Here is a 25,291-nt window from a genome sequence, read left to right as displayed (position 1 = left end):
CTGTTCCGGGTGTCGTCCTCCTCCCGCCTGCAACGTGTCGCCGTCCTTGTGCTCGAGGGGGCCAAGCCGCTCGACGTCGGCATTCCCGCACAGGTGTTCGCGACCCGCGCGAGCATGCCGTACGAGGTGCGGGTGTGCGGCGCGGCCCCCGGGCTGGTGACCGGCGGGGACGGGCTGTCGTATCACGTGGCCCACGGCCTGGACGCGCTCGAATGGGCCGACGTCGTCTTTCTTCCCGGCTACCGGTTTCCGGACCTCGACGACCCGCCTCGGGCCGTCCTGCGCGCGCTGCTGGCCGCCCACGCCCGGGGCGCCCGGCTGGCCGCCATCTCGACGGGGGCCTTCGCGCTCGCCGCCACGGGCCTGCTCGACGGCAGGCGCGCCACGACCCACTGGCACTACACCCGGGCGCTGGCGGCGAAGCATCCGCTCGTCCAGGTCGACGAGAACGTCCTGTTCGTCGACGAGGGCAGCGTGCTGACGTCGGCCGGCGCCGCCTCCGGGATCGACCTGTGCCTGCACATCCTGCGCCGCGACCTCGGGGTGGCCGCCTCGAACCACGCGGCGCGGCGCCTGGTCGCCGCGCCCTACCGCAGCGGAGGTCAGGCACAGTACGTGCCGCGCAGCGTGCCGGAGCCGCTGGGGGAGCGGTTCGCCGCCACCCGCGAGTGGGCGCTGCACCGACTGGACGAGCCCCTCACCCTCGAGACGATGGCCCGGCACGCCGCCGTCTCGGAACGCACCTTCTCGCGGCGCTTCGTCGAGGACACCGGTTACACGCCCATGCAGTGGGTCATGCGCGCCCGTATCGACATGGCCCGTGAGCTGCTCGAACGCTCCGAACGCGGCGTCGAGCAGATCGCCGGCGACGTCGGACTCGGTACGGGGGCGAACCTCCGGACGCACTTCCAGCAGATCCTCGGCACCACACCGAGCGAGTACCGACGCACCTTCGCGAAGGGCGAGTAGCCGGGCCGCCGGACATGCGGGGCACGACCGGACAGGCGGGGCACGACCGGACAGGCGGGGCACGACCGGAAAGGCCGGGGACGCCGGTGGCGAGATCCTTTCGAACCATGGCGCTCACGCCCAGGTCACCGATGGGCGCCACACGCGAGGCTGGAGGCGAACCGAAGGGACACCACTCATGACTCGCATCGCCGTCAACGGATTCGGCCGCATCGGACGCAACGTGCTGCGCGCGCTTCTCCAGCGCGACAGCGACCTCGAGATCGTCGCCGTCAACGACCTCACGGAACCCGCCACGCTCGCGCGACTGCTCGCCTTCGACTCGACGGCCGGCCGCCTCGGTCGCCCGGTCGACGTCGACGGCGACGTCCTTGTCGTCGACGGCCGTCGCATCAAGGTGCTCGCCGAGCGTGAGCCGGCGCGTCTGCCCTGGGCCGAGCTCGGCGTCGACATCGTGCTGGAGGCGACCGGCCGGTTCACCTCGGCCAAGGACGCCCGCGCCCACCTCGACGCGGGTGCGAAGAAGGTCCTGGTCAGCGCACCCTCGGACGGCGCCGACGTCACGCTCGCGTACGGCGTCAACACCGACGCCTACGACCCCGAGCTGCACACGATCGTCTCGAACGCCTCGTGCACGACCAATGCGCTCGCCCCGCTGGCCGCCGTACTCGACGACCTCGCCGGCATCGAGCACGGCTTCATGACGACGGTGCACGCCTACACGCAGGAGCAGAACCTCCAGGACGGTCCGCACCGCGACCCGCGCCGCGCCCGTGCCGCCGGCGTCAACATCGTGCCCACCACGACGGGCGCCGCCAAGGCGATCGGCCTCGTGCTGCCGAACCTCGACGGCAAGCTGTCGGGGGACTCGATCCGGGTGCCGATCCCGGTGGGTTCGATCGTCGAGCTCAACACGACCGTCGCCCGCGACGTGACGCGTGAGGACGTGCTGGCGGCGTACCGCACCGCGGCCGAGGGCCCGCTCGCCGGTGTCCTCGAGTACTCGGAGGACGCGCTCGTGTCGTCCGACATCGTCGGCAACCCGGCCTCGTCGATCTTCGACTCGGCCCTCACCCGTGTCGAAGGCCGCCACGTCAAGGTGGTCGCCTGGTACGACAACGAGTGGGGCTTCTCCCACCGTGTGATCGACACCCTCGAACTCCTCGCCGCGCGCTGACGGCAGGCTCTCCTGATCCCTCCGGCCGTTCGCGGATCGCTCCGCGGACGGCCGGAGGCATGTCACCGGACGGCTTCCCGGCGCGACCGGCGGCAGCCGGACCCGCCCGACCTGCCCCATTTCACCTGAGCACGTCCGAGGGTGGTCAGCGGCTGCGCGTGGGTGCGCTGTCGAGGTCGGCAGCCAACGCGAGCCGCAGCCTTATCGCGTGCGCACTGCCGGGCAGCGCGCTCAAGATCACGATCTTGAGGTCCGACTCGCCGTCGGTCAGGACGTCGCAGTCCACTTCGACGGGACCCACCTCGGGATGCTCGATCGTCTTGCGGTCCTCGCGGTGCGCCCCCACCGCGCCGCTCGCCCACAGCCGGGCGAACGTCGGATTGCCGACGGTGAGGGCACGGATCAACTCGGCCAGGCCCGCGTCGTCGGGGAAGCGACCGGTGGCGCGGCGCAGGTCGGACACGATGGCGAGGTCCGAGTCGGCGCTGTTCCGCACGACCACCGGCCAGGAGGCGATGCGCACGGCGTCGGAACCGACCGGGAACCGCTCACGGGCGAAGTTGCGCAGTTCCGGCGGCGTGGTCGACGGATCGCCGAGCAGCGCCGCCCACCCGCGGTTCCACCAGATCATCCGCCAGTCCGCCGCGAACACGGCGACCGCGACGTCTCCGAGCCGGTTCAGCACGCGGTGCACGCCCGGCGGGAGGTCATCGGGGATCACGTCGTCGCGCGGGGGGACCAGCCCGGCCATGCGGTACAGGTGGTCCCGCTCGGGGACGGTCAGTCGCAGGGCGCGTGCGAGCGAGGCGACGACCTGGGCCGAAGGGGCCGTGGCCCGCCCCTGCTCCAGGCGCACCACGTAGTCGACCGACACACCGGCGCGTTCCGCGAGTTCCTCGCGACGCAGCCCGACCGCGCGGCGGGTCCGGGCCGACGGCAGCCCCACGGTCGACGGGGACAGCCGCTCCCGCCAGGCGCGGATCGTCGCGCCCAGTCCAGCTCCCGCTCTCGTCGCCATGGCGTCCATCCTGCCCCACTCCCTCCCCGACCGTGGTCGCGGTGATCGTGGTACTGCCGTTCCTACGGTCGAAGCGTCCCTGGCCGGCGCCCGCCGAGGTGGGCACGATCGACGCATGACCACCACGTTCATCACCGGAGCAAACAAGGGCCTCGGCCACGAGACCGCCCGCCGCCTCATCGAACTCGGTCACACCGTGATCCTCGGAGCCCGGGACCCGGAGCGGGGCGCCGCGGCCGCGGCCGCACTGGGCGCGCGATGCGTCCGTATCGACGTCACCGACGACGCCTCCGTCGCCGCCGCGGCGGCCGATGTCGCCGCCCACGAAGGCGTACTCGACGTCCTGATCAACAACGCCGGTGTGCACGGTCCGCACGGCGATCCCGGCGAACTGACCGGCGCGGACGCGCTGGGCGTCTTCGATGTCAACGTCTTCGGCGTGGTCCGGACGACCACCGCCTTCCTCCCGCTGCTGCGCCGGTCGTCCGACCCGGTCGTCGTCAACGTCAGCAGCGGCATGGGGTCGCTGGCCCTCACACACGACCCGTCGCGGGCCGAGTCCTCCGCCGTCGCCCCTCTCTACGCCGCTTCGAAGGCGGCCCTCACCATGTTGACCACCCAGTACGCCAAGGGGCTGAAGGACATCCGCGTCAACGCCGCCGATCCCGGCTACACCGCCACCGATCTCAACGGCCACAGCGGCCCGCAGTCCGTCACCGAGGGCACCGACGCGATCGTCCGCCTCGCGACCGAGGGGCCCGGCGCCGGCTCGGGACGCTTCATCGACCGCACCGGCCCGATCGACCATTCCTGAGGCAGCGGGGCTGTCAGGGCTACGGCGCGCTGAGCCACCCGCGGTGTGCAGCCCGCCAGGCTGCACAGGCCGGCCGTCGCGGTGGAGGCCGCCCTGAAGAGCTGCGGAACCGGGCGTGTGGCCTCGAAGAAGCGGTACGGCCCGGTGAAACCGGCACCGGGTGGACGGCTCCGCCTCGGATGCACCATCTCCGACCCGGTCGCCCGACCGCGCGGTGCCTGCGGGTCCGTGGTCGGCGCGGACCTGGTGGGGGATCGTGGTGGCATGTGGGAGCGGCGTGACATGTGGGCGGTCGGGGATGCCTACGAGCGGTACATGGGCCGGTGGAGCCGTCCGGTCGCCGAGGGGTTCGTGGCGTGGCTCGGCTGCGGGGACGGTCTGCGCTGGCTGGACGTGGGGTGCGGGACGGGAGCTCTGACGGCGGTTGTGGCCGCGCGGTGCCGGCCCTCGGCCGTGGTCGCGATGGACAGGTCGGCGGGGTTCGTGGCCTCGGCCCGTGACACCCTTCCGGCACCGGCTTGCTGCGTGCGCGGTGACGCGCTGTCGCTGCCGGTGCGGGACCGGACGTGCGACGTAGTCGTCAGCGGACTGGCGCTCAACTTCCTTCCCACGCAGGGCGCGGCGGTGGCCGAGGCCGTCCGGGTGGTTCGGCCGGGCGGCCTGGTCGCCGCGTATGTGTGGGACTACGCCGAGGGAATGACGTTTCTGCGGCGCTTCTGGGATGCCGCGATCTCGGTGGACCCCTCCGCCGCCGCGCTGGACGAGGGACGCAGGTTCCCGCTGTGCCGGCCGGGACGACTGAGAACGCTGTGGAGGGAGGCGGGACTTGACGAGGTGAAGGTCGCCCCGGTCGAGGTGCTCACCGTCTTCGCCGACTTCACGGATCTGTGGGAGCCGTTCCTCGGTGGTCAGGGCCCCGCCCCCGACTACGTCGCTGCCCTCGCTCCAACGGCTCGGGACCGGTTGCGTGATGTGCTGCGCGCGACCGTGCCCGTGCGGCCGGACGCATCGATCGCGCTCACCGCCCGCGCCTGGGCGGTCCAGGGCCGACGTCCGTAGGGCGTCACATCGGGAGGGAGAACAGGCGTACCGGCCCCGAAGGCCAGCGCGCGTTGTCCCGCAGGGGCGTCACCATCGTGCGCAATGGCATGGTCACCAGGCGGGCTTCGGGTTGCTCGACGAGTACGTCCTCGTCGAGCGGATGCCACCCGAGGCGCTGGTACAGCGGCACGAGCGGAGGCCGGCAGAACAGGAGCGCGTGCGAAGGACCCATCGTGCGAGCGTGCTCGAGTGCCGCCGCGATCACCAGCCGAGCCAGCCCCTGGCCCCGCACGTCGGGTGCGACGGCCACTCCACCCACCCCAACGACCCCCGTCTCGGTGCCGCCGACCGCGACGGACAGCCGTAGCAGGCCGGTGTGTGCCACCAGTCGGTCGCCGTGTCTGACACCGAAGTGATCTTCTTTGGGCAGCCAGCTCAGACCGGTCGCGGCGACACCGAAGGGGTCGTCGCCACCGCCGAGGATCTCGTCCTGCTCCGCCCTGGTGTACCGAAGGAGCCGTACTGCGGTCGGAGCCGCGGAGGATGGTTGATTCTGAGGCATCCTCACATGATGATCTCTCCGTCCACGGGCCTGCCAGGTGGGTGCTCGGCCGAGCCGGCCTGCGACCTCGACCCGCAACTCGGGCGACGGGGGCAGCGGGGGCCGGTGTGTCATCCGGCCCCCGCCCTCCGTTCGTCAGCTCTTGCCGAGGAGCTTGTTCATCTCGGCGATCTCGGCCGTCTGCGCGGTGATGACGGCGTCGGCCAGGGACGTGGCGGGGCCGTACGCGCCCTTGCTCTTCTCGGTGGTGGCCATGGCCACGGCGCCCTCGTGGTGGTCGATCATCATGGTGAGGAACATGGTGTCGAAGTCCGTGCCGGACGCCTTGTCCAGTTCGTCCATGTCCGAGCCGTCCATCATGCCGGGCAGCCCGGACCCGGCCGAGTGGTTCATGCCGGGCATGGATTCCGTCGTGCTGCCGGACGACGCCGGGACGTCCTCGCCCCAGGACGTCAGCCAACCGCCGATGGTCCTGATCTCCGGGCCCTGCGCCTTCTCGATGCGCGAGGCGAGGCTCTTGACCCCGGCGGACGAGGCCCGGTCGGCGGCGAGCTCCGCCATCTCGAGGGCCTGCCGGTGGTGGAGAGTCATGCCCTGCGCGAAGGACACGTCCTGGGCGTTGTGCGTTCCGGCCGCGGCGGTGGCGCTCTTCGACGACGACGCGGAGCCGTGACCGCCCGTGTGTCCGCTGCCGCTGTCCTCGCCGCATGCGGCGAGGACGAGCGCGGCGGTGACAGTGGCGGCCGTGAGAGCGGCGCGGCGGGTCAGGGTACGGGTGTTGCGCATGCTGAAACTCCTGCTGTGCGAAAGGGGATCTGGACCTGTCGAGGCGCACCGCGTCGCCGTGGTGGTGACGCGGAGCCGCGCGGTGTCTAGATCCGCAGGAGTTGGAGTTCCGCCAGGGAGGGTGGCGCGCGTGCGCTGTCCGGGGCCCCGGCCGCGTACGAGCAGACCGCGTCGGCGCGTACGGGGACGGTCACCGGGCCGGGAACGAGCGCGGGCAGAGCCGGCGCACCGCTCACCGCGGCAGCCAGGCAGGTCGGGTCGGCGTGATGGAGGTGTCCGCCACCGCAGTCCCCGCCGTCCCCCGCGCAGTCGTCATGAGCGCTGACCGAGACAGCGCTGACCGAGACAGCGCTGACCGAGACGGCCGTCATGTGCCGGGACACGGCGTGTTCGTGGGCGGTGCCGCCGGGGGACAGGGCGTGCATGGCCAGCAGCCCGGCGAGCAGTCCGAGCACGAGCAGCGGCCGCCACCGCCGCACGGGCGGTCGCGCCGGGTACTGCTGCTCGCGACTCCTCATCGGGATCATCCTAGGCGAGCCTGTCCAACACCTCGGCGCCGTCCTGGCATTGCGGTGCGCCGGGCACAGCGCGGAGCCACGCGCCGCAGTCGCGGGGCGGGTCCGGCGCGCTGTCACCGATGGTGTCCGATCCCGTACAGTCCGTTCAGCACAAGTGCTCCGTCGCAGCCCGGTACGGCGGTTGACCAGGAGAAGAATCATGGAATCCGAAGCCGGTCACGGCTCACTCCCGCTCGTTTCCGGAACGGGGCGGCCGGTGCCCGAAGTCGAGCCCGGACTCGTGCAGCGGTGGCGCTCGGAGCGAGGCGAGCTGGTCGAGTTGCTGGCCCAGGTGCGTGAGCGGGGCGGCGGCGTCGCCGCGTTCCGGCTCGGGCCGTCCCCCACCGTGCTCGTCACCGACCCGTCGGCGGTCCAGCACGTTCTGGCCCGGTACCCGGAGCGGTACGTCAAGCGCTCCCACCGCGCCCGTCTGCTGATCGGCGACGGGGTCCTCGCCGCCACCGGTACGGCGTGGAAGCGCCAACGCCGCCTGTTGCAGGCCCAGTTCACCGGCACCGGCATGCGCCGCTACGAACAGCGGATCACCGAGGCGGCCCGGACCACCGCCGAGCGCTGGGCCGGGTACGCCCGTACCGGGCAGAGCCTCGATGTGGGGCGGGAGATGCGCCGCTTCGCCCTGGACGCCATCTGGCGCTCTCTCACCGGGCACCCCCTCGATGACGGGACCGAGCGCGAACTGGACGCCGTGGCAGCCGTGGCGACCGTCCTTCCGACGCTGCCCGCGGACGCCTCCGCGGCCCGGGACGCCGTCGCCGCCGATCTCGCCCGGATCGACGCGGTCGCCGGGCACGCCATCGAGGCCGCCCGAAACGGGGCGCCCGGCCCGGAGGGTCCGGGCCTGCTGCATGTCCTGACCGACGCCGGAGCCGAACACCCCGAATACACCGACCAGTTGATCCGTGACGAGTTGGTCACGCTGCTCGCGGCCGGACACGAGACCACCGCGACCACTCTGACCTGGCTGTATCTGCTCCTCGACCGGTACCCCGCGGCCCGCGAACAGGCGCTCGGTGCCGGCGGCGAAGGATCGCCGGAGCGCCGTCAGGCCATCCAGGCCCTGATCCACGAGACACTCCGGCTGTACCCGTCCGCGTGGATCATGCCCCGCCACGCAGCCGAGGACGACATGCTCGCCGGCTACACCGTCGAGGCGGGCACCGACCTCCTCGTCTGCCCGTACCTCACGCACCGCGATCCCGAACTGTGGCCGGACCCGGAGCACTTCGCCCCGGGGCGGTTCGTCACCCCGGGCGGGCGGCCCGCGCACCTGGGGGCCTACTTCCCCTTCGGTATCGGTCCCCGTGCCTGCCTCGGTGTGCAGTTCGCGCTCCGCGAGGCGACCGTCCTGCTCGAACACCTGCTGCCGGCCCATACCTTGGCCTTCTCCTCCACCCCCACCAAGGCGGCGTACGGCATCACCGTCCGTCCCGACGGGCCCACCGTCGCGACCTTGGTGGGTTAGGACGCCCGGGTCACGACCGGTGGGCCGGCGCCGGTGGTGGTGCTCGTTCGGAGGTCCGCCGCGAGCGCGTCGAGCCATACCTCGATGTCGACCAGGAGGGACTGGACCCGTGGCGGGACCTCGGAGGGCAGGAAGGGCGGCGGGGTCAGCCGGACGTGGATGCCGCCCGGGGGGAATTCGGCCGCCCGGACGATGGCTGTCTCCGCCTCCTCGCCGACGTGCCGGACCCAGTGCAGGGCCGCGGGCGGCAGCTCGAGCGAAGGGTCCGTCCGGGGCAGCCAGTAGGCGCCGACCAGGACACGGGAGCCGAAGTTGAGGGCGGCCAGGTAGTCGGTTTCGGGCTCGTGGGCAGGGGAGGCGGGCTCGGTGCGGTACTGCGCGTAAGAGCCCTCCGCGATGCGAAGCCGGTGCAACGTCAGCCGGACGGCCGGGTGGGCGGCGTCGTCGCGACCCGCCGGGCCGTCGCCGGCCACGGCGGCGGTGGTGGTCCGCACCACGGGTGCTGCGGACCGGAGCAGCGCCGCCATGCTGCGCCGCGTCTCGGCGCGGGCCCCGAACGGCCAGGCGAGCACACAGCACAGCAGACCGACCGCGCTCCCGGTCAGCACGTCCACGACACGCATCTCCGCGAGCCGCCACGTCACGGGTGCGATCTGTGCGAACGCCGTGGAGACGACCAGGGTGAACAGTCCCTGCGCCCAGGCCGGACCCTCCAGGGGCCCCACTGCGAAGGCGATCAGCATCATCGGTACGAGCAGGTACGCGTACACGTCGGTGGCCCGGCCCGCCCCGATGAGGAGCAGACCGGCGGCGAGCGCGCCGGCCAGCGTGCCCACGACGGCCGCGCGGACGGCGGACCAGGTGGCGCCCGCCGTGGTCCGGCCCAGGGTCAGCACGGTCAGCAGCACCCAGAAGCCGTGCGACAGGTCGAGCGAGCCCGCCACCAGGCGGGCGAGTGCGAGACCGAACGCGCTGCGCAGCGCGTTCTGGAAGACGACGGAACGCCGCGTCAGATTGCCGGTGAGGCGGATGGTGAACAGGCGGACCGTCGGCATCCGCGCGTACCAGAACTGCTCCCGGGGCAGGCCGTACACCGGCTGACGGCCGTCGAGCGCCAGGGCTACGGCCGTGCGCACGGTCACGGCGGAGACCGCGATCGTCAGCACCGTCGACTGCCGCAACAGCACCTGGTGCGGGCGGGGGACGCGCCCGCCGGGGTCGCCGTCGCGTGCGGCCAGGAACTGGGCGATCATCTCCTCGATCAGCTCGGGCCCCACCGCGGGACGGGACCGGCGCAGCGCGCCGGCCGTCTCGGCGCAGGCCGCCGCGGTGCCGTGCAGGAGGTTCTGCGAGGCCGTGTCCGAGGGAGTGGAGTGCATCTCGGTGAGGGCTGCCAGCTGGTCGACAAGGCGCCGAGCCGCGGATCCCGCCTGGGCGAGCGCACGGTCCGTCCGTCCCGCTCCGGTCGGGCGGGAACCGGCAGGCTGCTGAGAGAAGCGCAGGCCCCGGCCGGCGGCCCGCAGCCGTCCGGCCAGACCGGGCTCCGGGCCTTCGGTATGGATCAGGGAGCGGGTGGCGCGGGCCGCGAGGTCCAGGGTGTCGGCGATCCGGTCGCCGTACGACGGATCCGGCGGATCGGGGAGCACCGCCACCTCGCACAGGACGAGGGACACCCCGCCGATGGCGACCCCGGTCAACCGCTGGGGCAGCGTCTCCGGGGCGAAGGGCGGGAAACAGGCGAGGATGTAGAACAGCTGAAGCCCGGGGACGGTGCCGGCCAGGCGCGGGCCGCACATCGAGCCGAACATCAGCACGAACCCGACGAGCAGCATGCCCGCCACGGCCGACCAGGTCTGCACGGCGAGGGCCGTGCCGGCGGCGGTGAGGACAGCGGCGGGCGGCAAGGCGCGCAGCACGGTCACGGCACGTCGGCGACCGGATCCCGGCACCGGCGAGAGGACGCCGAACGCGATCGGCGTGAACAGGGCGTAGACCGCGGTCACCGGCTCGTCGAGGAGATACGCGGCCGGATAGAACCCGGCCGCCGCGGCGACCGTGACACGCGTCGCTCGCCGGCCGGCCCGGACGGATTCGGCGAGCGACGGCCGCTTGGGCATCAGCGCTCCTCTCCGCGCGCCACCCGAGGATCATCCGCGGCTTTCAGTGTCGCGCGGGTCGGGTGGTCACGCAGTCGGGCGCGGGGGCCGGGCCGTGCTGGGCCCGTCCCGAGGGGACAGGGGCGGGCCGGCGGGACCTACCCGAGGAGAGCGGAGATCGATCGCCCCGCTCCGGGGTATGCGGGAGGGAACCCGAGGACCTGAGGACTCGAGGACCCGAGGAAAGGAACAGAAACACCATGACGACGTACGTGATCACTGTGCCCGGCACCTTCACCGCCGGGGTCGAGGACGAGACGCGAGCGCGGCTGAGTCGGGCCCTGCGCCCGGCCGATCCGCACCACACGCGGATGGGAAACGCGCAGGACCTCGACCCGCTCACCGTGAACGAGGACGACACGTTCACGATCCGGCTGGCCGTCGAAGCGGACAGCGGTCCGCACGCGGAGGAGGACGCCCGCAGGCTCGCGGATTCCGCCCTGCACGCCGCGGGGCTCGACGGCACCAGCGCGCCGCTCGGACCGGCGGTGGTCACCGGCATCGACTCCGACGTGTGAGCCGACCGCGCGGACAGGGGCCGCGGTGGGGCCCCGGCCGAGCGGACCGACGCGAAGCCGGACGGCGCCGGACATCCGCCGTCCGCCGTCGACCGTCCGTCGGTCAGTGACCGCCCCGGCCGTGCGTCAGGCGCTGCCACACGGCCCCCGCCATGGCTGCCTCACCCTTGGCGTTGGGGTGCGCGGGGGCCGCGGGGGACGTGGGCTGCAACGGCTCGATCCACCGCTCCGCCGGGGGCTTGCACATGTCGTGGCCGATGGTCGGGCCGTAGGTGTCGACGTACTCGGCGTGGTTCCAGCGCGCCACCAGACGGAGCATCAGGTTGAGCCGCTTTCCGGTGTCCCGCAGGTAGGGGAAGTCCTGGGTGGCGAACGGCACCGAGGGCGCACAGCCGCTGCCGTCGTCGGGCAGCAGGTCCGGGTACCCGACGACGAGGATCCGGGCGTGGGGGGCCCGGTCGCGCACGGCCTGGAGCACCCGGGCGACCTTGGGACCGGTCTTGGCTATCGCCACGGTGAGCTGGTCGACGCCCGAGGCGCCGTAGTGGCGCTGGCACGGGTTGCCGGTCGGGTCCTGCGCGGACAGCTGGGCGCAGGTGCCGATGATGGAGCCGAAGCCCATGTCGTTGCCGCCGATCTGGACGGTCACGAGGTCGCTGTTCCGGCCCACCGCGTCGAGTTGGGGGCCGTTGGTGCCCTGCGCCTTCCACATCTGCTCGGTGGTCGCCCCGCCGCAACTGACGTCCTTGAACGTGGCGTTTCGAAGCCGCGCGGCCACGATCGACGGGTAGTTGTGGTCGGAGCGGGCGCAGTTGGCGTCCACCTGCCGGGGGATGAGGGGGCCGGAGGTGTAGGAGTCGCCGAGCGCCACGTACCGGTTGCCGCCGCCCCCGCCTCCGCCGTGCGCCGCGGCCGGTGCCGCGGAAGCGGCGACCAGCGCACAACTGCCCAGTGCGGCCAGGAAGGTGACGCCCTTTCGGCGGTGACCGGCCGGTCCTCCCGTGCGAACGTCGCGCTGCATCGAGTTCCTCCCCCTTGAAGCCCACGCCCCGTCGACGACGCCGTCCCGTACGGTCGGCGTACCGTTCGACTGGGCTTGTATACCGTCCGGTAGGTCGCCGGGGCCAGAGCCAGGAGTGAACGCGTTGCCGGAAAGAAGCGGGGGGACCGCGTCCGGGGCGGAGAGTCGCGTCCGTGTCTTTCGTCCCTCGTCAGGCGCGGACGCCGCGCAGCAGGTTGGCGATCAGGCTCGTCGTGAACTCCTCGGTGACGGGCAGGCTGGGCATCAGCAGGCGGTGGTAGCAGGCACCCCAGAGCTGGTCGACGAGAACCTCGGGATCGATGTCGGGGCGCAGCTGACCCTCTGCCTGCGCCCGCCGCATCCGCCGGACCGCCAGTTCCCGCCGCGGGCCCGAGTAACGTTCCAGCAGGGCGGCGGACAGCTCGGGATCGGTCTGTGCCTGGCCGATGAGCTCGGCGATCACCCGCCCGGCGGGCGTCTCGGTGAGTATCCGCACGAACGCGCGGAGCTGCGCCGTGAGGTCGGCCTCGACGTCGTCGCTCTCCGGGAAGGCCAGCACGGACTCCACGGCGTGGAAGTAGCCGTCAAGGGCGAGCGCGCCCTTGGACGGCCACCATTTGTAGATCGTCGTCTTGCTGACCCCGGCGCGCTCGGCGACCGCCTCGATGGTGAACGTGCCCATGCCCCTGTCGAGGAGCAGGGCGCCGGCCGCGTCGAGGACGTCCGCCCGCACCTCGGCGGCAGGCCGCCGGCCCCGACCGCGCCGTGGTCTGGGGGCGGCTTCGGGTTCCGACCGTTCCTGCATTGCGCCGACCTCCAGGCATCGTCCGACAGGCCCACAGCCTGGCATATGGACGCAGCGTTCACAACGTGGTTATATGGACTCAACGTTCATAAATGGCTGGAGGCAGCATCATGTCCGAGACCGCACGCGTCGCACTCGTCACCGGCGCATCCGGAGGGATCGGTCGGGCCGTGGCCCGGCGGCTCGCGGCCGAGGGCATGGCCGTCGGTGTGCACTACGCGGGCAACAAGGTGGCGGCGGAGGAGGCCGTCGCCGCTGTCGAGGCGGCCGGCGGTCGGGCGATCGCGGTCACCGGGGACGTGGCCGACGAGGGAGCCGTGGCCGACGCCTTCTCGGCGGTGGAGGGGGCGTTCGGTGGGATCGACGTCGTCGTCCACACCGCCGGTGTGATGACCCTGGCGCCGATCGCCGAATTCGATCTCGACGCCTTCGACCGGCTGATGAGGACCAACGTCCGGGGCACCTTCGTCGTGGCCCGCGAGGCGGCGCGCCGTGTCCGCGACGGCGGGGCGGTGGTCACCTTCTCCACCTCGGTGACGCGGCTGGCCTTCCCCGGGTACGCGCCCTACGCGGCGAGCAAGGGGGCCGTCGAGGCCATGACGCTGGTGCTGGCCCGAGAGATGCGCGGTCGGGACGTCACCGTCAACGCCGTCGCGCCCGGGCCGACCGCGACCCCGCTCTTCCTGGAGGGCAAGGACCAGGAAGCGATCGACCGCCTCGCCGCGCAGCCCCCGCTGGAGCGTCTCGGGACGCCCGACGACATCGCCGAGACCGTGGCCTTCCTGGCGGGCCCGGGGCGTTGGGTCAACGGGCAGGTCCTGTTCGTGAACGGCGGCATCGCCTGATACCTCGACCCACCCTGCCCGTCTCGCGCTTTGCCCCCAGTGGCGATCGGGAACGCATCGTCCTATACAAAAATACCAAACGCGCGGTTTACTTGAGGTCGCCGGGTGGGATGCTCTCCACGTTCCGGGGCGGCGGGCCCGGTCCCGCGTCGTCCTGTACGGGCTGGGGAGGGAGATCTGATGGGCTCACAGGCGCGAGCGGCGCACACACGTCAGTCTCTTGTCCGAGCGGCTGCCGAGTTGTTCGCCGCCGAGGGGTACGCGCGGGCTTCCCTTCCCGTCATCAGCGAGCGGGCCGGTGTCAGTACCGGCGCCCTGCACTTCCACTTCGCGAGCAAGAGCGATCTCGCCGGAGAGGTGGAGAGGGCGGCGACGGAATCCGTGGAGGAGCTGGCGGAGCGATGCAGCAGCACGGCGGACACGCTGTTGCAGTCCCTGGTCCACACCGCGTGCAGCCTGCTCCTGGCCGTGGTCACCGATCCCGTGATCAGGGCGGGGTTCCGGCTCAGCGGTGATCCGTCCCGTAAGAACGGGGCGCAGATGCTGCAATGGTGGCGGGCGTGGGTGCACGATCTCATCGTCCAGGCGCAGCAGGAGGGGGAGCTCGCCCAGGACCTCTCGGTCGACGCCACGACGACCGTGATCGTGGCGGCGACGGCGGGGTTCGAGGCGCTGGGCGCGACCGACCGCGACTGGCTCTCGGCAGACCGCGTGACGCAGTTGTGGACCTTCCTCCTGCCATGGCCGGCGGGCTCACCGGACCACGCCCCGTTCCTGTCGGGGATCGGGGAGGCACTGGAGGAACTGTCCGGTTCCTGAGTGTCTTACGCTTCGAAGCCGTCACGCTGATGGTTGCGAACCACGTGCGCGGAAGCTGCGTCGGTGTTCAGCGCGAGGAAATCGTCAGCGGGGGGAACGAGAATGGCCCGTATGCGACTCGTCTGGGTGCTGTCCGGACGGGGTTGGGCCGACTGCATCGTCAGCGACCACCTGGCAGAGGCCGAAGTCACGGCCTCCTACATCACCACTGCCCCCGAGGATCTCCTGACGGCGGTGACACGTCTGATCGCCGGCGAGACCGAATGCCGAGCACAGTTCGAGGCCGAGCCCACCGCCTTCCGATGGATTTTCTACCGCGAAGGCACCGACGTGTGGATCCGCCTCCTTCAGCTGGCCGGCGGCAGCGACCACGACAACAACGGGACCGAGATCTGGTCCACCCGACAGAGCATCGACGCCGTTGCCCGAGCAGTGATCCGTTGCTTCGACGAGGTGGCGAGGCATTACGGCGAGAGCGCCTACCGCGGCAAGTGGGGTGAGCACTTCCCCCGTATCGAGCTCGAAGGCCTCAGGACTGCGTGGCGCGAACATCGCGGCGATCGGGCAGTACCTGGGACGCCGTCCAACCCGTGACGCCCCGGTGCGCCCGGCCGAGTGCGAGTGCGGTCGCGTAGAACCCGGACGACCAGGTGGTTCGTTCATGTGCGGAGCGTCGTCCCGCCGTGCTTCGCAGCGCCGTCGTGCCCCTCGTCGAGCAGCGTCCGTAGGAGTTCCCTGTCCCGCGGGCCGAGGTCGGCGACGAAGCGGGCGAGGGCGGTGTCCCGGTCGGCGTCCTTGTTCAGTTCGGCGTGCATACGGCGGGCGGTGAGGCCGGGCGGGTCCTGGGCGGGGGCGTAGACGTAGCCCCGGCCGGCGTGGGTGCGGGTGACCGCCCCCTTGGTGTGCAGGCGCGTCAGGATCGTCGTCACCGTGGTGCGTGCCAGGTCCGTTCCGAGTGCCAGCCGGACCGCGTTCGGGGTGAGCGGGCCGTCGGCGGCCCGGAGTGCGGCCAGGACACTCGCCTCCAGCTCACCCGCAGGACGACGGTCCGGTCGTCCGCCGACCGGACGGTCTTCGTGCCCCTCTGGCATGGGAACGCCCTCGACTCTCGATCGTCCACGGTGCGGTGGACCGTCTACGCGGCTGTAGTCATGCGGACTGTAGTCGGCCGGGGCGGGGTCGGTGGCGGTCGTCGTTCTGGGCGCGGCTCTCGGGAGGGCGGCGAAGGGTCGTCCGGTCGTCGGCCGGCCGGCCCGTCGTGGCCGACCGGCCACCGCCGGTGCGCGGGGCTGAAGTCAGCCCAGGTGGACGGCGGGTGCCCCCTCGACGTGCTGTTGCCTCTTTGCGTTGACGGCGGCCGCGGTGACGGCCAGCGCGGCGAGGAACATGACCGCGGTGATGGCGAAGGCCGCGGTGTAGCCGTGTGTCAGTGCCTCGCTCGCCTTCCCGATCAGGGCCGCGTCGCCGGTGGCCAGGCCCCGGTAGAGGGCGGAGGCCGCGCCGGGGAGCCGGTCGTCGGCGGCGTTGGTGGAGACGGTCGACAGGACGGCGAGGCCGAGCGCGCCGCCGATCTGCTGGGCGGTGTTGAGCAGCGCGGAGGCGATGCCCGTCTCGTGACGCTCCACGGCGTGCACCGCGCCGAGGGTCATCGGCACGAAACTCATGCCGAGACCGAGCGCGGTCACGAACATCGCGGGCATGAGGTGGGTCGTGAAGGACGAGTCCGGGGTGAGGGTGGTGAACCAGAACATGCCGCCGGCGGCGACCAGCAGACCGGGTGCGGCCACGAGACGCGGGGCGACGTGGGTGACGAGCCGGGAGCTCGCGCCGGCGGCGATGCCCATGCCGAGACTGAAGGGCAGATAGGCGAACCCCGTCTTGACGGCGCTGTAGCCGAGGATCAGCTGCATGTAGAGGGTGAGGAAGTAGAAGAGGGCGATCATGCCGGCGCCGATGAACAGCATCGTCGCGTAACTTCCGGTTCGCGTACGGTCCTTGAACAGGTGCAACGGCATCAGCGGGTGCTCGGCACGCCGCTGGGCGAGGAGGAAGACGCCCAGCAGTGCGACGGCCGAGAAGAAGGACGTGAGCGTGAGGCTGTCGGTCCAGCCGTGCTCGCCGCCCCGGGTGATGCCGTAGACCAGGGCGATCAGCCCGCCGGTGCCGGTGACCGCGCCGGGCACGTCCAGACGTCCGGGGTGGCGCTCGGCCTCGACGAGCAGCCGGGTGCCGGCCAGGACCGCCGCACCGATGGGGATGTTGACGAAGAAGACCCAGCGCCAGTCCAGGACGTCGGTCAGCACCCCGCCGAGCAGCAGACCGATGGTGGCGCCGATGCCGGCCATGGCCGCGTAGACACCCATCGCCTTGTTCCGTTCCCTGCCCGCCGGGAACGTGGTGGTGATCAGGGCCAGCGCGCTGGGCGCCGCGAGCGCCGCGCCGACGCCCTGGAGCACGCGGGCCAGGATGAGCAGCCCCTCGTCGGGGGCGAGGCCGCCGAGCAGGGAGGCCAGGGTGAACACGGCGATGCCGGCGCGGAAGAGGCGCCGCCGTCCGTAGAGGTCACCGGCCCGGCCGCCGAGCAGCAGCAGCCCGCCGAAGGCGAGGGCGTACGAGTTGACGATCCAGGCGAGGTTCGCGTCGGACACGTCGAGTTCGGTCTGGATGCTCGGCAGGGCGATGTTGGTGATGGTGGCGTCGAGGATCAGCATCAACTGGGCGGCGGCGATCACGATCAGGGCGAGGCCCAGATGGCGTCCGCCGGGGGAGCCGGAACGCGTGTCCGCGTCGGCCTCAGCGATGGCGGTCGCGCTGTCGGAAGGCATGACAGAACTCCAGAGAGTGGTGGGTGAATACATTCCCGAGAGCGTCGGATGGGGAGAACGCCCCGCTGATCCGTGGGAATGTGCGAGCCAGACCATAACACCCCTTTCGATTCCGATGGGGGCCCAAAAAGCGGTCCGGTGGATGTGGTCATTCTCGCCCTTGACGTTTACGTCGGCTTCCGTTCAACAGGCCTGTCAGCATGCGCTGTTGGGATTTGCTTTTTCCGGCTGGATGTGGGCAACGAGAATTGCAGGGGAAGGGCATTGCCCACACTTTCCCGGGTTTTGCAAATCAAGCAGAGCTCTGCTTTTCCTGTTCCGGATCGCCCCGGTGCGGCCTTTTCGTGAACCAGGGGTGAACCGGCCCGGATCTCTGCTCGTCGTGCGAGTGGCGTCCGGCCGCAGGGGCCTTGACCTCCGGTGGGCGCTCAACCATGCTCGTTGCGACACGCGAGATGAGTGTCGTAATGAGCAACATCAGTCGAGGTCTCGTACCAGCCGAGGAGTGGCCATGACGCACCAGGTCCGTGCTGTCGTCGCGCGGGGCAAGGGTGCCCCCGTCAGCCTGGAGACGATCATCGTTCCGGATCCCGGGCCGGGCGAGGCGCTGGTGAAGATCGAAGCCTGCGGGGTCTGTCACACCGATCTGCACTATCGCGAGGGCGGCATCAACGACGACTTCCCCTTCCTGCTGGGGCACGAGGCCGCAGGGGTGGTGGAGTCGGTGGGGGAGGGTGTCACCGACGTGGCGCCCGGCGACTTCGTCATCCTCAACTGGCGTGCGGTGTGCGGCCGGTGCCGCGCCTGCCGGCGCGGACGGCCCTGGTACTGCTTCGCCACCCACAACGCCGAGCAGAAGATGACCCTCGCCTCGACCGGGCAGGAGCTGTCCCCGGCGCTCGGTATCGGCGCGTTCGCGGAGAAGACCCTGGTGGCGGCCGGACAGTGCACCAAGGTCGACCGGGCCGCGTCGGCGGCCGCCGCGGGGCTGCTCGGCTGCGGGGTGATGGCGGGCATCGGCGCCGCCATCAACACCGGGAACGTCGGACGCGGTGACAGCGTGGCCGTCATCGGGTGTGGCGGCGTCGGGGACGCGGCGGTCGTCGGGTCGCGGCTGGCGGGCGCCGCGACGATCATCGCGGTGGACATCGACGACCGGAAGCTGGCCACGGCCCGGAGGCTGGGCGCGACCCACACCGTCAACTCCAGGGAGTCCGACCCGGTCGAGGCGATCCGCGAGCTGACCGGCGGTTTCGGCGCCGACGTGGTCATCGAGGCGGTGGGCCGCCCGGAGACGTACCGGCAGGCCTTCTACGCCCGCGACCTCGCCGGCACGGTCGTCCTGGTCGGCGTGCCGACCCCGGAGATGAAGCTCGAGCTGCCGCTGTCGGACGTCTTCGGGCGCGGCGGCACGCTGAAGTCGTCCTGGTACGGAGACTGCCTGCCCTCCCGCGACTTCCCCGTGCTCATCGACCTCCATCTGCAGGGGCGGCTGGATCTGGACGCCTTCGTCACGGAGACCATCGGGCTGGACGAGGTGGAGAAGGCCTTCGACCGGATGCACGGTGGCGAGGTCCTGCGTTCGGTGGTGGTCCTCTGATGGCCGGCGCGCGCATCGAACACCTGGTCACCTCGGGGACGTTCTCGCTGGACGGCGGCACCTGGGACGTCGAGAACAACGTGTGGATCATCGGGGACGACGAAGAGGTGATCGTCGTCGACGCCGCGCACGACGCCGGGGCCATCGCCGAGGCACTCGGCGGACGCACCCTGCGGGCCATCGTGTGCACCCATGCCCACAACGACCACATCGACGCCGCGCCCGCCCTCGCCGCGCGCACGGGAGCTCCGGTCCTGCTCCATCCCGACGACCTGCCGCTGTGGAAGCAGACCCACCCCGACCGCGCGCCCGACGGCGAACTGGCCGAAGGGCAGGTCCTCGAGGTGGCCGGCGTCTCCCTGACCGTGCTGCACACCCCCGGCCACGCCCCCGGCGCGGTCTGCCTTCATGCGCCGGCGCTGACGGCGCTCTTCGGCGGCGACACGCTCTTCGCGGGCGGGCCGGGGGCGACGGGAAGGTCGTACAGCGACTTCCCCACCATCGTCGACTCGATCCGGGACCGGCTGCTCACGCTGCCCCGGGACACCGTCGTGTACACCGGGCACGGGGAGACGACCACCGTCGCCGCCGAGGCTCCGCACCTTCAGGAATGGCTCGACCGGGGCTTCTGAACCCCCGGTAGGCAGAGGGCGACGCGCCCGTTTCCTCGCCCGTCACGGGGCGAGGAGGCGGGCCGCCTTCATGTCCCCGGCACGGGTGGGGCAGTCCCTCGTGGCGTTGCCTATGGCGCACTGTATTGCGTCAGAGGCAACGTCAAGTGCCGAGTTGTACGGCTCGTGAATGCCTTGACAAGGATTCGGGCCGACTTCAGACTGATGTTGCGCTTACCGCAATCCGTTTCGTCATACGCACCGAGGTGTCATGAAGATTCCCGCGTGCCGTCTCGCGGATCTCCCGCGAGGTGAGGCCTTCCGGCTCGACATCGATCCGCCGGTCTCGGTGTTCCATACCGACGACGGCGAGCTCTTCGCCATCGACGACACCTGCACCCATCAGGACGCATCGCTCGCCGACGGCTGGCTGGAGGGCTGCGAGGTGGAATGCCCGTTGCATGCCTCGAAGTTCGACCTGCGCACCGGCGCCGTCGACGCCCCTCCGGCCAAGCTCCCGGTGCGCACGCACGAGGTCGTCGTCGAGGACGGCGTGATCCATGTCCGGGTGTCGACGGACGCCCCCAACCTGCCGCCCTGTGTCGCGTCCCGGCTCGCCGGGGGTGCCGCGTGAGGACCGTGGCCGTGGTGGGCGCCTCGCTCGCCGGACTGTCGGCGGCGCGCTCGCTGCGGAAGCAGGGCTACGACGGACGGCTCGTCGTCATCGGTGACGAGCTCCATCGCCCGTACGACCGGCCGCCGCTGTCCAAGGAGTTCCTGGCCGGCACCCTCGGCGAGGCCGACCTCGCGCTGGAGGCACAGGACGAGGACCTGGGCGCGGAGTGGCTGCTCGGCGCCCGCGCCACCGGCCTGGACCGCACCGACCGTGCCGTGCGGCTGGCCGACGGGCGGGAGGTCCGCGTCGACGGCCTCGTCATCGCGACCGGCGCCGCCGCACGCAGGCTCCCCGGCTCCGACGGCCTGGCCGGCGTGCACGTCCTGCGGACCCTGGACGACGCCCGCGTCCTGCGCGACGAACTGGCCCGGGGTGGACGGCTGGTGGTGATCGGCGGCGGATTCATCGGCGCCGAGGTGGCCTCCACCGCCTACGCCCTGGGGCTCGACGTGACGGTTGTCGAGGTGGCTCCGACGCCTTTGGCCGGGCCGCTCGGCGCGACCATGGGCGGCATCGTCTCCGGCCTGCACGCGGATCACGGCGTACGGCTGCTGTGCGGTGTGGGTGTCAAGGGTCTGAGCGGGGAGCGCTGCGTGGACGCCGTTCTGCTCGAGGACGGCCGCAGTATCCCGGCCGACATCGTCGTCGTCGGTGTGGGCGCCCGCCCGTGCGTGGAGTGGCTCGAGGGATCCGGTGTCGAGCTCGACAACGGCGTCAAATGCGGCGCCGACGGTCGCACCGGCCTGGCCGGGGTGGTCGCGGTCGGCGACTGTGCCAACTGGTATGACCCCCGCGCCGGCGCCCACCGCCGCGTCGAGCACTGGACCGGCGCGCGGGAGCGCCCCGACGCCGCCGTCGCCACGCTGCTGGCGGGGGGCGCGGTGGTGCCGGGTGTGCCCCGGCCGCCGTACTTCTGGTCCGACCAGTACGGCGTCAGGATCCAGTTCACCGGACACGCGGCCGGCGCCGACAGCGTGACCGTCGAGGAAGGCGCCGTGGACGAACGCAACGTCCTGGCCGTCTACCGGCGTGCCGGAGATCCGGTCGCGGTGCTCGGTATGAACCAGCCGCGGCTGTTCACGCGCTGGCGCAAGCAGCTCGCCGCCGCCACGTCTTGACACCGCCCCTGTGGCATCCCATGCTGCGGTTGCATATGGCACGCAGCGTTGCCTCATACACAACGCCGTCCGGAGTCGCTCTTCCCGGCGCGTGAATGTCCCCTCCACGACGTTTCCCGAGGAGTGCCCTGTGACCTCGACCAGTCTGCCGGACAGCCTGATCGCCACCCTCCCCGGCTCCTCCTACACGGATCCGGCGGTCTTCGCCCAGGAGCAGGAGCGCATATTCGAGACCATGTGGTTCTGCGTCGCGCGCGCCTCGGAGCTGGCGAAGCCCGGTGCCTTCCGCACCGTGGACGTGGGCCGGGAGAGCATCCTCGTCACCCGCGCGCGTGACAACGCCGTTCGTGCCTACTTCAACGTGTGCCGGCATCGCGGAGCCAAGCTCTGCACCGAGGAGGCCGGCGAGGTCAAGCGGGCCTTCCAGTGCCCGTACCACGCCTGGACGTACGACCTGAACGGCAAGCTCGTCGCGGCGCCCAACCTCACCAAGATGCCCGACGTCGGGCGCACCGAGTACGGTCTGGTCGCCGTGGCGGTGCGCGAATGGCTCGGCTATGTCTGGGTGTGCCTCGCGGAGGACCCGCCGTCCTTCGAGGAGGCCGTCATCGGCGATGTCGTCGCCCGCCTCGGTGACGTGGAGTCGATCGAGCGCTACGACATCGACAACCTCTCGGTCGGCCGGCGCATCGTCTACGACGTGAAGGCGAACTGGAAGCTCATCATCGAGAACTTCATGGAGTGCTACCACTGCGCCACGATCCACCCCGAACTCACCGAGGTGCTCCCCGAGTTCGCCGACGGATACGCCGCGCAGTACTACGTCGGGCACGGCGCCGAGTTCGGTGAGGAGGTCCAGGGGTTCACCGTCGACGGTTCCGAGGGGCTGGACCGCATCCCCGGGGTCGCGGAGGACCAGGACCGCCGCTACTACGCGATCACCGTCAGGCCGCAGGTCTTCGTCAACCTCGTCCCCGACCATGTCATCTTCCACCGGATGTACCCGGTGGCCGTCGACCGCACGATCGTCGAGTGCGACTGGCTCTACCTCCCGCATGTCGTCGAGAGCGGCAAGGACGTCAGCCGGTCCGTGGAACTCTTCGACCGGGTCAACCGGCAGGACTTCGACGCATGCGAGCGCACCCAGCCCGGGATGAGCTCCCGAATGTACGCCAAGGGCGGGGTGCTGGTACCCAGCGAGCACCACATCGGCGCCTTCCACGACTGGGTGAACGAGCGCCTGGGCGGCCGCCCGCGGTAGTCGGGACGGTCAGCCCAGGTAGCCCATCCGGTGGCTGATCTCCTGGGCGCCCTTGAGGAGCACCGGTGAGAGCTCGTGCAGGCGCTCCTCGGTGAAGCGGTACGCGGGCCCCGAGGCGCTGAGCGCCGCGATGACCTCTCCGTCACGGTTGCGGACCGGTGCGGCCATGGCGTGCAGGCCGACCTCCAGCTCCTCCAGGGTCCAGGCGTAGCCGCGCTCCCGGGCCTCGGCGAGGTTCTTCTCGATCTTGGTCTTGGCGGTGATGGTGTGCGGGGTGACCTTCTTCATCCCGGCCTCGGCCAGCAGCGCGGCGCGTTCCTTGGCGGGGAGGTGGGCCAGCAGGATCTTGCCGCTGGAGGTGGCGTGCAACGGGGTCAGCTCGCCGACCCAGTTGTGCGCGGTGACCGCGCCGGGGCCGCGCACCTCGTAGAGGTTGATCGCGTAGTGCTCCTGCATGACCGCGATGTTGACCGTCTCGCCGATCTCCTCGGCCAGACGCTCACACACGGGGCGGCCCTGCTGGGTGATGTCGATGCGGCCGGTCACCGCACCGGCCAGGCGTACGATCCCGAAGCCGAGACGGTATTTGCCGCGCTCGCCCGCCTGCTCCACCAGACCGCGCGTCTCCAGGGCGCCGAGCAGACGAAACGCGGTGGACTTGTGCACGTCGATCTCGGCGGCCACCTCACTGACGCCCGCCTCGCCGCGTTGCGCGAGAATCTCGAGGACGCTGATGGCGCGGTCCACCGACTGCACTCCGCCGGCCTGCGAACTTGTCGTTTCGGTGTCTTGGCTGTGGTTGCTCACGACACAACTATACGCGCAGTAAACAACACGACGGCAAGCAACGAAGCCGAAACAAAGACCTTGCAAGTTGCGTCGTTCGCAACCTGGTGCGCATGACGCTACCTCTATTAGCATGCCTCGCGTATCTACGGCGCGAGCGAGACGAGGCACCATGGCTCCCCTGCAATACGACTTCGTCATCGTCGGCGGCGGATCGGCCGGCAGCGCACTGGCGAACAGACTCTCCGCCGACCCGGCGAACCGCGTGCTGGTGCTGGAGGCCGGGCGTTCCGACTACCCGTGGGATGTCTTCATCCACATGCCCGCGGCGTTGACCTACCCGATCGGCAGCCGGTTCTACGACTGGAAGTACGAGTCCGAGCCCGAGCCCCACATGGGGGGCCGGCGCGTCTACCACGCGCGCGGCAAGGTGCTCGGCGGTTCCAGCAGCATCAACGGCATGATCTTCCAGCGCGGCAACCCGATGGACTACGAGCGCTGGGCGGCCGACCCCGGCATGGAGACCTGGGACTACGCGCACTGTCTGCCGTATTTCCGGCGCATGGAGAACTGTCTCGCCGCCGACCCGGACGACGAGTTCCGCGGCCACGACGGCCCCCTCGTCCTCGAACGCGGGCCCGCGACCAACCCGCTCTTCGGCGCCTTCCTCGAGGCCACCCAGGAAGCAGGCTACGCACCCACCGACGACGTCAACGGCTTCCGGCAGGAGGGGTTCGCCAAGTTCGACCGCAACGTCCACCGCGGACGCCGCCTGTCGGCCTCGAAGGCGTACCTCAAGCCCGCCAGGAAGCGGCCCAACCTCACGGTCAGGACCCGCGCCCTCGTCACGCGGGTGCTCTTCGAGGGCAAGCGGGCCGTCGGCGTCGAGTACCGGCGCGGCAAGGGCGCACCCCAGCGGGTCCGCGCCGCCGAAGTCATCCTCTGCGGCGGCGCGATCAACTCCCCGCAGCTGCTCCAGCTCTCCGGCGTCGGCAACGCGGAGGAGCTGAGCGCCCTCGGCATCGACGTCGTCCACGACCTTCCGGGCGTCGGCGAGAACATGCAGGACCACCTGGAGGTCTACGTCCAGTACGCCTGTAAGCAACCGGTCTCCATGCAGCCGTACATGGCCAAGTGGCGTGCCCCCTTCATCGGGCTCCAGTGGCTCTTCCGCAAGGGGCCCGCCGCGACCAACCACTTCGAGGCCGGAGGCTTCGCGCGCAGCAACGAGGACGTGGACTACCCCAACCTGATGTTCCACTTCCTGCCGATCGCGGTCCGCTACGACGGCTCCTCACCGGCCGGCGGCCACGGCTACCAGGTGCACGTGGGCCCGATGTACTCCGACGCCATCGGCTCGGTGAAGATCAAGAGCAAGGATCCGCGCGAGCACCCGGCCCTGCGCTTCAACTACCTCTCCACCGAGCAGGACCGACGCGAGTGGGTCGAGGCGATCCGGGTGGCCCGCAAGCTCCTCGACCAGCCCGCGCTCGCCCCCTACAACGACGGGGAGATCTCGCCCGGGCGGAAGGTGGCGACGGACGAGGAGATCCTCGCCTGGGTCGCGAAGGAGGGCGAGACCGCCCTGCACCCGTCCTGTACGTGCAAGATGGGCACCGACGAGATGTCCGTCGTCGACCCGACCAGCATGCGGGTGCACGGCATGGAGGGGCTGCGCGTGGTGGACGCCTCGGTGATGCCGTACGTCACCAACGGCAACATCTACGCGCCGGTGATGATGATCGCCGAGAAGGCCGCCGACCTGATCCTCGGCAAGGAGCCGCAGCCGCCGTCGAAGGCCGCGTACTACCGTCACCGCGATGCCCAGCAGGCCGGGTAGACG

The 25,291-nt window shown here is 71.2% G+C and carries 25 protein-coding genes; 15 read left to right on the top strand and 10 right to left on the bottom strand.

Translation table 11 applies throughout. The annotated features are described in order from the left end of the window. The first annotated feature begins 9 nt into the window (after window positions 1-9). The gene (locus OG736_RS03035) at window positions 10-969 is read left to right on the top strand and encodes a GlxA family transcriptional regulator (protein WP_327181007.1); all 960 of its coding nucleotides are present in this window, start codon (window positions 10-12) and stop codon (window positions 967-969) included. A 178-nt stretch (window positions 970-1,147) separates the two neighbouring features. Continuing rightward, the gene (gap, locus tag OG736_RS03030) at window positions 1,148-2,146 is read left to right on the top strand and encodes a type I glyceraldehyde-3-phosphate dehydrogenase (RefSeq protein WP_327181006.1); all 999 of its coding nucleotides are present in this window, start codon (window positions 1,148-1,150) and stop codon (window positions 2,144-2,146) included. Between the two features lie 145 nt (window positions 2,147-2,291). Here the strand turns inward: gap and OG736_RS03025 are convergent, their stop codons facing one another. Further along, complete coding sequence (locus OG736_RS03025) at window positions 2,292-3,173, bottom strand: helix-turn-helix transcriptional regulator (protein WP_327181005.1); 882 nt, start codon at window positions 3,171-3,173, stop codon at window positions 2,292-2,294. 106 nt (window positions 3,174-3,279) lie between these two features. Between OG736_RS03025 and OG736_RS03020 the strand changes: the two genes are divergently transcribed. Next, entirely contained in the window at window positions 3,280-3,978 is a 699-nt protein-coding gene (locus OG736_RS03020) for an SDR family NAD(P)-dependent oxidoreductase (RefSeq protein WP_327181004.1), read from the top strand. 264 nt (window positions 3,979-4,242) lie between these two features. Continuing rightward, window positions 4,243-5,037 (top strand): class I SAM-dependent methyltransferase, encoded by a 795-nt coding sequence (locus tag OG736_RS03015; protein WP_327181003.1) that lies wholly within the window; start codon window positions 4,243-4,245, stop codon window positions 5,035-5,037. Window positions 5,038-5,041: 4 nt separating this feature from the next. Here OG736_RS03015 and OG736_RS03010 read toward each other — a convergent pair whose 3' ends face one another. From OG736_RS03010 to OG736_RS03000, 3 genes are all read right to left on the bottom strand, one after another. Continuing rightward, window positions 5,042-5,581 (bottom strand): GNAT family N-acetyltransferase, encoded by a 540-nt coding sequence (locus OG736_RS03010; RefSeq protein ID WP_327181002.1) that lies wholly within the window; start codon window positions 5,579-5,581, stop codon window positions 5,042-5,044. 135 nt (window positions 5,582-5,716) lie between these two features. Beyond that, window positions 5,717-6,367, bottom strand: a complete 651-nt coding sequence (locus OG736_RS03005) for a DUF305 domain-containing protein (protein WP_327181001.1) — start codon at window positions 6,365-6,367, stop codon at window positions 5,717-5,719. 86 nt (window positions 6,368-6,453) lie between these two features. Beyond that, window positions 6,454-6,885, bottom strand: a complete 432-nt coding sequence (locus OG736_RS03000; RefSeq protein WP_327181000.1) for a DUF6153 family protein — start codon at window positions 6,883-6,885, stop codon at window positions 6,454-6,456. Between the two features lie 199 nt (window positions 6,886-7,084). Here OG736_RS03000 and OG736_RS02995 point away from each other — a divergent pair, with 199 nt between their 5' ends. Further along, window positions 7,085-8,407, top strand: coding sequence for a cytochrome P450 (locus tag OG736_RS02995; protein ID WP_327180999.1), 1,323 nt, complete (start codon window positions 7,085-7,087; stop codon window positions 8,405-8,407). Here OG736_RS02995 and OG736_RS02990 read toward each other — a convergent pair. Beyond that, window positions 8,404-10,524: an FUSC family protein gene (locus OG736_RS02990; protein WP_327180998.1), complete on the bottom strand. Its 2,121-nt coding sequence runs from the start codon at window positions 10,522-10,524 to the stop codon at window positions 8,404-8,406. The genes OG736_RS02995 and OG736_RS02990 overlap by 4 nt on opposite strands. Window positions 10,525-10,763: 239 nt before the next feature. Here OG736_RS02990 and OG736_RS02985 point away from each other — a divergent pair, with 239 nt between their 5' ends. Beyond that, window positions 10,764-11,081: a hypothetical protein gene (locus OG736_RS02985; protein ID WP_327180997.1), complete on the top strand. Its 318-nt coding sequence runs from the start codon at window positions 10,764-10,766 to the stop codon at window positions 11,079-11,081. Between the two features lie 103 nt (window positions 11,082-11,184). Here the strand turns inward: OG736_RS02985 and OG736_RS02980 are convergent, their stop codons facing one another. Next, window positions 11,185-12,102, bottom strand: a complete 918-nt coding sequence (locus OG736_RS02980) for an SGNH/GDSL hydrolase family protein (protein WP_327180996.1) — start codon at window positions 12,100-12,102, stop codon at window positions 11,185-11,187. A 190-nt stretch (window positions 12,103-12,292) separates the two neighbouring features. Continuing rightward, complete coding sequence (locus tag OG736_RS02975) at window positions 12,293-12,907, bottom strand: TetR/AcrR family transcriptional regulator (protein ID WP_327180995.1); 615 nt, start codon at window positions 12,905-12,907, stop codon at window positions 12,293-12,295. 110 nt (window positions 12,908-13,017) lie between these two features. Between OG736_RS02975 and OG736_RS02970 the strand changes: the two genes are divergently transcribed. From OG736_RS02970 to OG736_RS02960, 3 genes are all read left to right on the top strand, one after another. Then, on the top strand, window positions 13,018-13,752 hold the full coding sequence (locus tag OG736_RS02970; RefSeq protein ID WP_327180994.1) for an SDR family oxidoreductase: 735 nt from the start codon (window positions 13,018-13,020) through the stop codon (window positions 13,750-13,752). A 180-nt stretch (window positions 13,753-13,932) separates the two neighbouring features. Then, window positions 13,933-14,571: a ScbR family autoregulator-binding transcription factor gene (locus OG736_RS02965; protein ID WP_327180993.1), complete on the top strand. Its 639-nt coding sequence runs from the start codon at window positions 13,933-13,935 to the stop codon at window positions 14,569-14,571. A 111-nt stretch (window positions 14,572-14,682) separates the two neighbouring features. Further along, window positions 14,683-15,165, top strand: coding sequence for a hypothetical protein (locus OG736_RS02960; protein WP_327180992.1), 483 nt, complete (start codon window positions 14,683-14,685; stop codon window positions 15,163-15,165). Window positions 15,166-15,230: 65 nt separating this feature from the next. Here OG736_RS02960 and OG736_RS02955 read toward each other — a convergent pair whose 3' ends face one another. Further along, entirely contained in the window at window positions 15,231-15,662 is a 432-nt protein-coding gene (locus OG736_RS02955) for a BlaI/MecI/CopY family transcriptional regulator (RefSeq protein WP_327180991.1), read from the bottom strand. Between the two features lie 204 nt (window positions 15,663-15,866). Continuing rightward, window positions 15,867-17,396, bottom strand: a complete 1,530-nt coding sequence (locus OG736_RS02950; protein ID WP_327180990.1) for an MFS transporter — start codon at window positions 17,394-17,396, stop codon at window positions 15,867-15,869. 511 nt (window positions 17,397-17,907) lie between these two features. Here OG736_RS02950 and OG736_RS02945 point away from each other — a divergent pair. The 5 genes from OG736_RS02945 (at window position 17,908) to OG736_RS02925 (ending at window position 22,662) form a co-directional block, all read left to right on the top strand. Further along, window positions 17,908-18,996: an S-(hydroxymethyl)mycothiol dehydrogenase gene (locus tag OG736_RS02945; RefSeq protein WP_327180989.1), complete on the top strand. Its 1,089-nt coding sequence runs from the start codon at window positions 17,908-17,910 to the stop codon at window positions 18,994-18,996. Further along, window positions 18,996-19,628 carry an MBL fold metallo-hydrolase gene (locus OG736_RS02940; protein WP_327180988.1) on the top strand — a complete coding sequence of 211 codons (633 nt, stop codon included), beginning with the start codon at window positions 18,996-18,998 and terminating at the stop codon, window positions 19,626-19,628. The genes OG736_RS02945 and OG736_RS02940 overlap by 1 nt, the downstream gene beginning before the upstream one ends. Window positions 19,629-19,878: 250 nt before the next feature. Next, window positions 19,879-20,241: a bifunctional 3-phenylpropionate/cinnamic acid dioxygenase ferredoxin subunit gene (locus tag OG736_RS02935; RefSeq protein WP_327180987.1), complete on the top strand. Its 363-nt coding sequence runs from the start codon at window positions 19,879-19,881 to the stop codon at window positions 20,239-20,241. Continuing rightward, window positions 20,238-21,401 (top strand): NAD(P)/FAD-dependent oxidoreductase, encoded by a 1,164-nt coding sequence (locus OG736_RS02930; RefSeq protein ID WP_327180986.1) that lies wholly within the window; start codon window positions 20,238-20,240, stop codon window positions 21,399-21,401. The genes OG736_RS02935 and OG736_RS02930 overlap by 4 nt, the downstream gene beginning before the upstream one ends. A 130-nt stretch (window positions 21,402-21,531) precedes the next feature. Further along, a complete protein-coding gene (locus OG736_RS02925) occupies window positions 21,532-22,662 on the top strand; it encodes an aromatic ring-hydroxylating oxygenase subunit alpha (protein WP_327180985.1) in 1,131 nt (376 codons plus the stop codon). Window positions 22,663-22,671: 9 nt separating this feature from the next. Here OG736_RS02925 and OG736_RS02920 read toward each other — a convergent pair whose 3' ends face one another. Then, the gene (locus OG736_RS02920; RefSeq protein WP_171401807.1) at window positions 22,672-23,418 is read right to left on the bottom strand and encodes an IclR family transcriptional regulator; all 747 of its coding nucleotides are present in this window, start codon (window positions 23,416-23,418) and stop codon (window positions 22,672-22,674) included. Between the two features lie 202 nt (window positions 23,419-23,620). Here OG736_RS02920 and betA point away from each other — a divergent pair, with 202 nt between their 5' ends. Further along, window positions 23,621-25,288 (top strand): choline dehydrogenase, encoded by a 1,668-nt coding sequence (betA, locus tag OG736_RS02915; RefSeq protein ID WP_327180984.1) that lies wholly within the window; start codon window positions 23,621-23,623, stop codon window positions 25,286-25,288. Window positions 25,289-25,291 lie beyond the last annotated feature (3 nt).

The sequence above is a fragment of the Streptomyces sp. NBC_01334 genome (genome assembly GCF_035983595.1).
GTDB lineage: Bacteria > Actinomycetota > Actinomycetes > Streptomycetales > Streptomycetaceae > Streptomyces > Streptomyces coriariae.
The sequence above is the reverse complement of the archived record's forward strand: the minus strand, read 5'-3'. Positions and strand labels throughout refer to the sequence as shown.